At 63.0% G+C, this 9469-nt stretch carries 10 protein-coding genes and 1 pseudogene; 3 read left to right on the forward strand and 8 right to left on the reverse strand.

Going from position 1 to position 9469, the window contains the following annotated elements; translation table 11 throughout:
* The 7 genes from WBB85_RS15495 to ccoN all read right to left on the reverse strand — a co-directional run.
* The coding region (locus tag WBB85_RS15495; RefSeq protein ID WP_432639502.1) for a M24 family metallopeptidase at positions 1–697 on the reverse strand (697 nt) is incomplete at its 3' end.
* On the reverse strand, positions 687–1880 hold the full coding sequence (locus WBB85_RS15500; protein WP_432639503.1) for a diaminopropionate ammonia-lyase: 1194 nt from the start codon (positions 1878–1880) through the stop codon (positions 687–689). The genes WBB85_RS15495 and WBB85_RS15500, both read right to left, overlap by 11 nt.
* Complete coding sequence (locus tag WBB85_RS15505; protein WP_432639504.1) at positions 1880–3028, reverse strand: amidohydrolase; 1149 nt, start codon at positions 3026–3028, stop codon at positions 1880–1882. The genes WBB85_RS15500 and WBB85_RS15505 overlap by 1 nt, the downstream gene beginning before the upstream one ends.
* A 340-nt stretch (positions 3029–3368) precedes the next feature.
* Entirely contained in the window at positions 3369–4238 is an 870-nt protein-coding gene (gene ccoP, locus WBB85_RS15510) for a cytochrome-c oxidase, cbb3-type subunit III (protein ID WP_432639505.1), read from the reverse strand.
* Positions 4239–4241: 3 nt separating this feature from the next.
* Positions 4242–4421, reverse strand: a complete 180-nt coding sequence (locus WBB85_RS15515; RefSeq protein ID WP_432639506.1) for a cbb3-type cytochrome c oxidase subunit 3 — start codon at positions 4419–4421, stop codon at positions 4242–4244.
* Positions 4422–4431: 10 nt separating this feature from the next.
* Positions 4432–5157: a cytochrome-c oxidase, cbb3-type subunit II gene (gene ccoO, locus WBB85_RS15520; protein WP_432639507.1), complete on the reverse strand. Its 726-nt coding sequence runs from the start codon at positions 5155–5157 to the stop codon at positions 4432–4434.
* Positions 5158–5172: 15 nt separating this feature from the next.
* Entirely contained in the window at positions 5173–6774 is a 1602-nt protein-coding gene (ccoN, locus tag WBB85_RS15525) for a cytochrome-c oxidase, cbb3-type subunit I (protein ID WP_432639508.1), read from the reverse strand.
* A gap of 278 nt (positions 6775–7052) precedes the next feature.
* On the opposite strand from ccoN, the pseudogene WBB85_RS15530 reads away from it, so the two are divergent.
* Together WBB85_RS15530 and WBB85_RS15535 are read left to right on the forward strand one after the other, a co-directional pair.
* A pseudogene (locus WBB85_RS15530) lies at positions 7053–7181 on the forward strand (transposase); the annotation flags it as partial.
* 55 nt (positions 7182–7236) lie between these two features.
* Positions 7237–7377 carry a hypothetical protein gene (locus WBB85_RS15535; protein WP_432639509.1) on the forward strand — a complete coding sequence of 47 codons (141 nt, stop codon included), beginning with the start codon at positions 7237–7239 and terminating at the stop codon, positions 7375–7377.
* Positions 7378–7385: 8 nt separating this feature from the next.
* Here WBB85_RS15535 and WBB85_RS15540 read toward each other — a convergent pair whose 3' ends face one another.
* Positions 7386–8528, reverse strand: a complete 1143-nt coding sequence (locus WBB85_RS15540; RefSeq protein WP_432639510.1) for a lytic murein transglycosylase — start codon at positions 8526–8528, stop codon at positions 7386–7388.
* Positions 8529–9005: 477 nt separating this feature from the next.
* Between WBB85_RS15540 and recR the strand changes: the two genes are divergently transcribed.
* Positions 9006–9469: recombination mediator RecR (gene recR / locus WBB85_RS15545; protein WP_432639511.1), on the forward strand; the 464-nt coding region annotated here is incomplete at its 3' end.

Raw genomic sequence — 9469 nt, forward strand, 5'->3', positions numbered from 1 at the left:
GGGGCGAGATCACATCGGCATAACCGCCGGGTTCAGAAGCCCCCACGACATAGGGCGCGTCGTCGGCACCCTGCTCCAGCGCCTCGCGCCGGAAGGTGCGGAACACCTCCTCCAGCGGCATGCCCTCGGTCACGATTTCAGGCACACGGGCAAAGGTCGCCGAACCGATGGCGCAGATATGACGCAGCTTTTCGATCTCGGCGGGGGACTTGACCATGCGCAGGCCCTGCACGAGCGGGGTGGCGTCGCTTACGTGCAGGCATGGCAGGTTGGCGACAAGGCGTTCCCAGTCACCAAGTGGCATTCGGAGCGACGTTTCGTGCCCCTTCATCACGCCGAGCCGCGCGCCGTTCTTCGCAAGGGGCGCAAGCAGATCGGTCAAAAGGCTGATCCCGTCATCCTCGGGGCAAGGGGCGCTCCAGGTGCGGATATCGTCAAGCCAGGAACGCCGCATGAGTGCTGCGCCAATCTCGGGGATCACCGCCACGGGCTTGCCCGAGGCCGGGATAAAGAGAAACCATGGCCGGGTCGGGCTTTGCCAGAAGAGCGTCTGGAAGCCCGAGAAATAGCGCACATCCGGCTCGGTCATCAGAAGAAGCCCGGCAAGCCCCTCCTTCGCCATCCGGGCTTGCGCCTTCTTGGTACGGGCGGCGAATTCCGCCTCGGGAAACCCGCGTTCAGGTGCCTCAGGCCGCATTGCGCCCCTCCATGATCATCTTGAAGATCGCCGGATCGGTTACGCCTTCGGACCCGATCAAAAGAACGCGCGATGTGGCATCAAGGCCAAGCCTGGCCGAAAGCCCAGCATCGGCACGCGCCGCGATCAGCGCGGCAAGGCCCGCGACGGCACTTTCACCCGCCTCGACATCCGCATCGCCCGGCAGTGGCCGGGCCAGAAGCCGCACCGCGGGGGCGACAACGCTTTCCGGGATGGTCAGGAAATCGGATGCCTCTTCGGCAAGGATTTCCCAGGCGAGCGGCGAAGGTTCACCACAGGAAAGACCCGCCATCAACGTTTCTTCCTTGATGACCACAGAGGTGGGCGCACCGGCCTTGGCGCTTTCATAAAGGCAGGCGGCAAGGTCCGGTTCAACGATGACCACGCGCGGTGCCTTGTCGCCCCAATGCTGGCGCAGCCCTGCAGCCACACCGGCGGCCAGACCGCCGACGCCGCCTTGCAGGAAGACATGGGTCGGAGCCTGATCCAGCGCTTCGCAGATCTCGCGGGTCATGACGCCATAGCCCGCCATTACGTCGCGCGGCGGCTGGCTGTAGCCGGGCCATGACGTGTCAGAGACCACGAACCAGCCGTTGGCTGCGGCCTCGGCCTTTGCCAGATCGACGGAATCGTCATAGTCGCCTTCGATCCGGATCACCTCGGCCCCAAGATCGCGCATCGCCTGCGCGCGGCCTTCGCTGACCTCGGCATGGATGTAGATGCGGCAGGGCGCACCGAAGCGCTGGCATCCCCAGGCAAGCGAGCGGCCGTGATTGCCGTCGGTCGCCGAGACCAGCGTGATTTTCGCCGCTTCGTCGCGGTGCTTCCCGGTGCGGATATCGGCGAGGCTGACCTCACGCCCGAGGGCGGCAGAGATTTCCCGCTGCAGAACGCGCAACGCGGCGTAAGAACCGCCCAGCGCCTTGAAGCTGCCAAGGCCAAAGCGCGGCCCTTCATCCTTGTAAAGAACGGCATCAACACCGATCCGTTGGGCAAGTGCCTTCAGCGACACAAGCGGTGTCGGCGCATAACCATCCCATGCCATGATCTCGGCCTGAGCGGTGGCGAAATCATCGGGGGTCAGAACCCGCGCGGCGGCGGTACCGGACATCCGGGTCACGGCGACATGGCCGAGACGGGCGGGGGGCAGAAGATCGGTCATCACGTATCCTGTCTTGCTGGAAGGCGGTCCCGTACCAGCGCCGCCCAGAAAGCGGCGCCCATGGGCAGAAGCGCATCGTTGAAATCATAATCAGCGGCATGGAGGGGCTGGCCATTCGCACCTTCGGTGCCGTTGCCCATCAGAAGGAAGCAACCCGGCACCGCGGCGGTGAAATGGGCGAAATCCTCTGAAAAGCTCATCGGCGGGCGGTTTCCATCCGCCTCCAGACCGGCCGCGCGCGCGGCACGCACAACCGCTTCGACCGGGGCGGCGGCATTGATCGTCTCGATGAATTCGGTGTTGAAGCGCATCGTCGCGGTGATGCCGTGGGTCGCGGCGACACCTTCGACGATCTGGAGCATGAAGCGTTCGACAGCCTGCCGATCCTCAGGCAGGCGCGCCCGCACGTCGCCTTTCAGGGTCGCACTGCCGGGCAGCACATTGCGCTGCCCATCGGTCAGGAACTCGGTCACCGACACCACCGCCCCGGCGCTCGGGGCGAGTTTGCGGGCCACGATGGTCTGTAAGGCCAGCACCATCTCGGCCCCCACGGTGATCGCATCGACCCCGACATGTGGCATTGAGGCATGGCCGCCCTTGCCGTTGATCTCGATCTCAAAAAGGCTTTCCGAGGCGCATATCTGCCCCGGCCGGGTCGAGACCTGCCCCAGGGGTGCGCCCGGCAGGTTATGGATCGCATAGACCTCTTCGACCGGAAAGCGTTCCAGCACGCCTTCGTCGATCATCGCGCGGGCACCCAGCCCGTGTTCCTCATTCGGCTGGAAGAGGAACACGACCGTTCCGTCAAAATCCCTGTCGCGTGCCAGTGTCTCTGCTGCCCCCAGAAGCATGGTCATATGGCCGTCATGGCCACAGGCATGCATTATGCCGGGATTGGCCGATACGTAGTCATGCGTGCTTTTCTCGGTGATCGGCAGCGCATCCATATCGGCGCGAAGCCCGATGGCACGGTTGCCCGCCCCGACTTTCAGGACACCAACCACGCCCGCGCCTTCATGCACCTCTATACCCAGCCCGCGAAGATGTGCTGCAACCTTCGCCTTTGTGCGATGCTCCTGAAAACCCAGTTCGGGGTCGCGATGGAACGCGTGGCGAAGATCAACCAGTTCCTGATGACACGTGTCCATGCCGAATCCCCTCTGGATTGTCAGGATCACCCTAGGCAGCGGGAAAGATTTTTTACGTCTATTTTTTGGGGATTGGCGATTTATTCGCTCCAGAATTGCCACTGCGGGTGCAGCACTCAGAATGTCTCCGCGAAAACATGACGGGCAGCGCTGGTACTGTAGCACTGTGACGAATGCCTGAAATATGCGTGAAGTCCGCTGAATACCGGATCGTGCCCCGACCGGGTATGGAAATCGGGCGATCAGAAAGGCATCGGCACCCCCAGGAAACGCGCGAACAGGACGGGGCGCCGATGCTCTCTACCCGGGGGGCGGGCGCGAACCCGTCCCCCGAATTCTGTTACTCGCCGCCGCCGCGGCTGTGGACCCAGGCCGAAACCGCGCGGATATCGGCCTCGCTCAGCCGTCCGGTCCAGCCGGGCATGACGCCGAAACGGGCATTGCTGACCGTCTCGGTCAGCGACGCGGCATCGCCACCGTAAAGCCAGATCGCGTCGGTCAGGTTCGGCGCGCCCTGAAAGCGGTCGCCGGTGCCGTCCTCGGCATGGCAGGCCGAACAATTGTCGGCATAGACCACCGCCCCTTCGCCAGCGAGGCCCGCGTCATGCTCCTGCCCGGAAAGCTGCAGGACATATTGCACAACCTGATCGATCTGCTCGGGTTCCAGCAATTCATCGGCGCCGAAACGCGGCATCTCGGAATAGCGCGCATCCGGGTCCTCGGTATTGCGGATACCGTGGCTGATCGTGAGGTGGATATCCTCCATCGTACCGCCCCAAAGCCAGTCATTGTCCAAAAGGTTGGGATAGCCTTTCGCACCAGCCGCGCCAGAGCCGTGACACTGGGCACACCACGTGCGGAAAATCGCCCCGCCTGCATTCTGAGTGTAGTTCACCAGTTCCGGGTCCGAACTGACTTCGGTCAAGTCGGCGGCCACAAGTTTCGCCTCGACCGGCGCATTCGCGTCCTCGAAGCGCCTGATGTCTTCGGCCACCGCGATCCGGTTGTTCTGGCCGATCAGACCTTGCGTGGCCGACGTCACCAGAGGCCAGGCCGGATAGGCGATCGTATAGCCGATGCCCCAGATGATGGTAGCGTAGAAGGTCCAAAGCCACCAGCGCGGCATCGGGTTGTCCCATTCCCGGATACCGTCCCATTCATGGCCGGTCGTTTCGGGATCGGCCTTTTGCTTGATCGGTTTCTTGCTCATGTCTCAGGCCTCCTCCGCCGGGGCGGGTTTGTCTTCGTGCCGGAAGGGAATGTCGGCGATGTCGTCGTGTACGGCCCGCGATCCGGGCCGGAAGGCCCAGAGGACGACGCCAACGAAGACCAGAAACAGCGCCAGCAGAGCCCAACTGTCGGCGAACTGGCGGGCTATGGTGTAAAGGTCCATTTTCCCCTCCTCAGCGGTTCGGATCGGGCTGGAAGGTCGAGAAGTCGACCATCGTGCCCAGAACCTGAAGATAGGCCACCAGCGCATCCATCTCGGTGATGCCCTTCTGACCGTCAAAATTCGAGACGACCGCGCCGGGATAGCGTTCGATCAACCCGTCGGTATCGGCATCCGGATCGGCCTGCGCGGCAAAGTCGGCCTTGGCCAGCTCGATCATCTCGGACGTGTAGGGCACGCCGACCATGGCATCGGTCGAAAGGCGGTCCTCAATGTAATCGGGCTCGATCAGCCGGTTGATGAGGAAGCCATATTTCGGCATCACCGATTCCGGCACCACCGATTGCGGGTCGATCAGGTGATCGACATGCCATTCATCCGAATAACGCCCGCCGACCCGGGCCAGATCCGGCCCGGTGCGTTTCGACCCCCATTGGAACGGATGGTCATACATTGATTCCGCCGCAAGGCTGTAATGGCCGTAACGCTCCACCTCATCCCGCATCGGCCGGATCATCTGGCTGTGACAGACATAGCAGCCTTCGCGGATGTAGATGTCGCGCCCCGTCAGCTCCAGTGGCGAATAGGGCCGCACGCCGTCCACCTTCTCGATCGTGTTTTCGAGGTAGAAGAGCGGTGCGATCTCAACGATGCCACCGATGGTGACGACGAGGAACGAGCCGATCAGAAGTGCGGTTGCGTTGGTTTCAATGAACTTGTGTTTGTCGAGGATTCCCATCTTGCGGTCCCTCCCTTATTCGGCCGGGACCGGCACGGAAACATTGGCCGTGGCCGGCTGTTTCGCGACGGTTGCCCAGAGGTTGTAGACCATGATGATCGCGCCCATGAGGTACATGAGCCCGCCCAGCCCCCGCACCACATACATCGGGAACTTGGCGCTGACGGTGTCGGCGAAGGCGTTCACAAGGAAGCCTTGCGCATCGACCTCGCGCCACATCAGGCCTTCCATGATGCCCGTGACCCACATCGAGGCTGCGTAAAGCACGATCCCGATCGTTGCGAGCCAGAAGTGCCATGAGACAAGGCTGAGGCTGTATAGCCGGTCCCGCTTCCAGAGTTTCGGCACAAGGAAGTAGAGCGCGCCAAAGGTGATCATTCCGTTCCAGCCAAGGGCGCCGGAATGAACATGGCCGATGGTCCAGTCGGTGTAGTGGCTGAGCGAGTTCACCGCCTTGATCGACATCATCGGGCCCTCAAAGGTCGACATGCCGTAAAAGCCGATGGAGACGACCATCATGCGGATGATCGGATCGGTGCGCAGCTTGTCCCACGCCCCCGAGAGGGTCATCAGCCCGTTGATCATGCCGCCCCAGCTGGGCATCCAGAGGATGACCGAGAACACCATGCCCAGCGTCGCCGCCCATTCGGGCAAGGCGGTGTAGTGCAGGTGGTGCGGACCAGCCCAGATGTAAAGGAAGATCAGCGCCCAGAAGTGGATGATGGAAAGCTTGTAGCTGTAGACCGGGCGTTCGGCCTGTTTCGGCACGAAGTAGTACATCATGCCCAGAAAGCCCGCAGTCAGGAAGAAACCCACCGCGTTGTGGCCGTACCACCACTGTGTCATCGCGTCCTGCACGCCGGCAAAGACCTGCACCGATTTCGACCCGAAGACCGAGACAGGGATGGAGAGGTTGTTGACCACATGTAGCATCGCCACCGTGACGATGAAGGACAGGTAGAACCAGTTCGCCACATAGATATGTGGCTCTTTCCGTTTGACGATGGTGCCGAGGAAGACCACGAGATAGGCGACCCAGACGATGGTCAGCCACCAGTCGACATACCATTCCGGCTCGGCATATTCCTTGGACTGGGTGGCGCCGAGGATATAGCCCGTCGCGGCCAGCACGATGACCAACTGGAAACCCCAGAATACGAACCAGGCCAGATTGCCGCCCCAGAGCCGGGCGGCCGAAGTGCGCTGGACGACGTAGAACGAGGACATGATCAGCGCGTTGCCGCCAAAGGCGAAGATCACTGCCGAGGTGTGGAGGGGTCTGAGCTTGCCGAAATTCAGATAGCCATGGGTGAGTTCCGAAAAATTCAGCGCCGGAAAGGCAAGCTGAAAGGCGATGGTCACACCAACGAGAAAGCCCACGACACCCCAAAGGGCGGTGGCGATCACGCCTGCACGGACGACGCCGTCATTATATTCGTGAACCGGTTCCGGATGATCCTCGTCCACCCGACGCAAGACCCAAAGAAAGGTCGCGGCGGCGGCCAGCATCACCGTAATGGCATTGACCATATAGGCCAGATCGCGCGCGTAGTTGGCGGCGATGGCGGCAAGAACCGCAATCGCGCCAAGCACGGCGAGTTTTACTAAATCCCACATCTCAGCGTTCCCTCGTCATGCCTGTCCGCCCGATTCGATTGCTGAACCGGGCGTTCCTGGACTGTCGAGGTTGTGACCCGGGGGGGAGGTATGCCGCCTTGATCTGTGTCAAGTCATCCGGCCATGCGGCCGCGTCCCGGTTTGATTTCCGGCTCTGTCCCGGGGCTGTGTGAAAACTCCGCTCTGAGATCTTCTGAAGTGGTCCCGGAAAACTGGACAGTTGGGTAAGGTTTATCCCAAACCTTTGAAGGGATACGAGAACGGCGAAGCGCCGGAAGGTTACGGATCATTTTGAGGCCAAGGTGGACCTGGAAGCGCTGCGTGGTGAAAAGTCAGTGCAGGAGGCCGCAGCAAAGCACCAACTGCACCCAAATCAGGTCAGCACGTGGAAGCGGCAGGCCATTGACGGGATGGCCGCGGGCGTTACCTCGACAACATCTTCATTGAACGCCTGTCGCGCAGTTGACTGTGCCGGTCATCGCGCTGATCGGCGGCATGGTCTTTCTTGGCGAAAGCCTGACTTTGCGCTTCGGGCTTTCGGCGCTGATGGTTCTGGGGGGCGTCGCCTATGCCGTGCGATCCGGCCGGAGAAGGCAGGCGTAGCCGCGCCCTTAGCCGAGGGCGCGCAGCAGGGCGAGCGAGGGTTCCCCCGTCACGGCCCGGCCGGTACTGGCCTGAAAGGCGCTGATCGCGTCCCGTGTCTTCGGGCCGATGACGCCATCCGTGCCGCCTGTATCGAACCCCTTCGCCGTCAGTCGCCGTTGCAGGGCGATGCGATCCTGCTTGGTCAGGCCGTTTGCATCCGGCGGAAAGCTGCCGCGCAGCGGACCGGCCCCGCCGATCCGGTCGGCAAGATGGCCGACACCGATCGCATAGGCATCCGAGTTGTTGTAGCGCTTGATGGCGCTGAAATTGCCGGTGACGGCAAAGCTCGGGCCGCCGGGCTGGGGCTGGATGATCCGGCCACCGGACGCGCCCGCGCCGGTCTCTGCCCCCCAACGCACACCGCGTGTCCAGCCGCTGCGCTGAAGATAGGCTGCCGTAGAGGCGAGCGCATCGCTCGGGTCTTCGGACCAGATGTCGCGCCTGCCATCGCCGGTATAGTCCACCGCGAATGACAGGTAGGAGGTCGGGATGAATTGTGTATGCCCCATCGCCCCGGCCCAGCTGCCGGTCATGCGATCCGCCGGAATATCGCCGCTCTGAAGTATTTTCAGGGCTGCAACCAACTGCTTTTCAAAGAACGATCCGCGCCGCCCGTCATAGGCCAGCGTCGATGTGGCCGAGATGACCGGCACATCGCCGCGCCGCTCGCCGTAGAAGCTTTCCAGCCCCCAGACCGCCGTGATGATCTCTGCATCGACGCCGTACCGTCCTTCCAGCGCTGACAGGGTTCCACGGTGCCGCGCAAGGGCCGCCCGGCCTTTGGCCACGCGCTCATCCGACACGGCGATGGAGAGGTAATCCTCCAGACTGCGCTTGAATTCGGTCTGGTTGCGGTCGCGCTTGATCACGCCCGGCAGATAACCGGCACCCCGGAACCCCGCCCGGAGCGTTGCGTCCGACAGCCCGTAGCCCCCGGCCCGCGCGCGGAACCCGGAAACCCATGCGTCATACCCCGCATTCGGCACGGGGCGCAGGTCATCGGCAAGCCCTGTGCTGCGGCTGACGATGCCGACCGGCGCGCTGCTGGTGCAGGCGGAAAGCCCCGTGGCAAGGATGCCGAAACCGAATTGACGTCTTGAAATGCCCATGTCTTTGACCGCGCTGCCTGTTTTCCCGCCATGGTATAGCACCGCGCCGGATGCGCAATCCGGTTCGATGCGCTCTGGCGGGGCTTTACAGTCTGCAAGCGGGACTTTGCTGTCGTTGCCCTAATCACACCGCGAGCCGGGCGAGTGCCTGCCCGTAGGGTGGCGCAGCGACCGTTGTTTAGGGCGCTTTATGGCCGCAAAGCCCCTCTGACCTCATGCGATGCGCACGGCCTCAAAAGCGCCAGCCCGCTGGGACGGGCAGGCGCTCGCCCGGCGCCTTCGGCTTGAAACCGGGCGAAGTGGGCTCCGCCTCACCAACCGCAATGGGCTCAAAGCACTATTCCCACCGGTGATAACGCTCAATGCGCCCCGACGGAGCTTCGCCGGGTTTGGTTGCGGCTTCCGGGATTGCCGAGTGATGTCCCGCTTGCGATAGAGGGGCATGCCGGGGCAGTCCCGGCCAAGGAGGAGCGGCCCATGTCCGATGCGACGCGCGATATCGAAGCCCTGATCGACCTGATGGCCCGGCTTCCGGGGCTTGGCCCCCGTTCAGCGCGCCGCGCGGTGCTGCATCTGATCAAGAAACGCGGGCAGGTCATGGCGCCCCTGGCGCAGGCGATGGCTGAAGTGGCCACAACCGCGCGCGAATGCGCGAATTGCGGCAATATCGGCACCGCCGATATCTGCGATATCTGCCGGGATGAACGGCGTGCGACCGGCGAGATCTGTGTGGTCGAGGATGTGGCCGATCTTTGGGCGATGGAGCGGGGGCAGGCCTTCAAGGGCCGCTACCATGTGCTGGGCGGAACGCTCTCGGCACTCGATGCGATCGGGCCCGATGAATTGCGTATCCCGAAATTGCTGGCGCGCGTCCGCGACGAGGGCATCACCGAGGTTATCCTTGCGCTGAATGCCACGGTCGATGGCCAGACAACGGCGCA

Origin of the sequence: Albidovulum sp., from assembly GCF_049646345.1 — a bacterium.
Lineage (GTDB): Bacteria > Pseudomonadota > Alphaproteobacteria > Rhodobacterales > Rhodobacteraceae > Albidovulum.

Excerpts from the sequence above, each read along its gene's own strand:
- WBB85_RS15500 (WP_432639503.1), bottom strand. The coding sequence starts at position 1,880 with ATGACCGATCTTCTGCCCCCCGCCCGTCTCGGCCATGTCGCCGTGACC.
- WBB85_RS15505 (WP_432639504.1), bottom strand. The coding sequence starts at position 3,028 with ATGGACACGTGTCATCAGGAACTGGTTGATCTTCGCCACGCGTTCCAT.
- ccoP (WP_432639505.1), bottom strand. The coding sequence starts at position 4,238 with ATGAGCAAGAAACCGATCAAGCAAAAGGCCGATCCCGAAACGACCGGC.
- WBB85_RS15515 (WP_432639506.1), bottom strand. The coding sequence starts at position 4,421 with ATGGACCTTTACACCATAGCCCGCCAGTTCGCCGACAGTTGGGCTCTG.
- ccoO (WP_432639507.1), bottom strand. The coding sequence starts at position 5,157 with ATGGGAATCCTCGACAAACACAAGTTCATTGAAACCAACGCAACCGCA.
- ccoN (WP_432639508.1), bottom strand. The coding sequence starts at position 6,774 with ATGTGGGATTTAGTAAAACTCGCCGTGCTTGGCGCGATTGCGGTTCTT.
- WBB85_RS15540 (WP_432639510.1), bottom strand. The coding sequence starts at position 8,528 with ATGGGCATTTCAAGACGTCAATTCGGTTTCGGCATCCTTGCCACGGGG.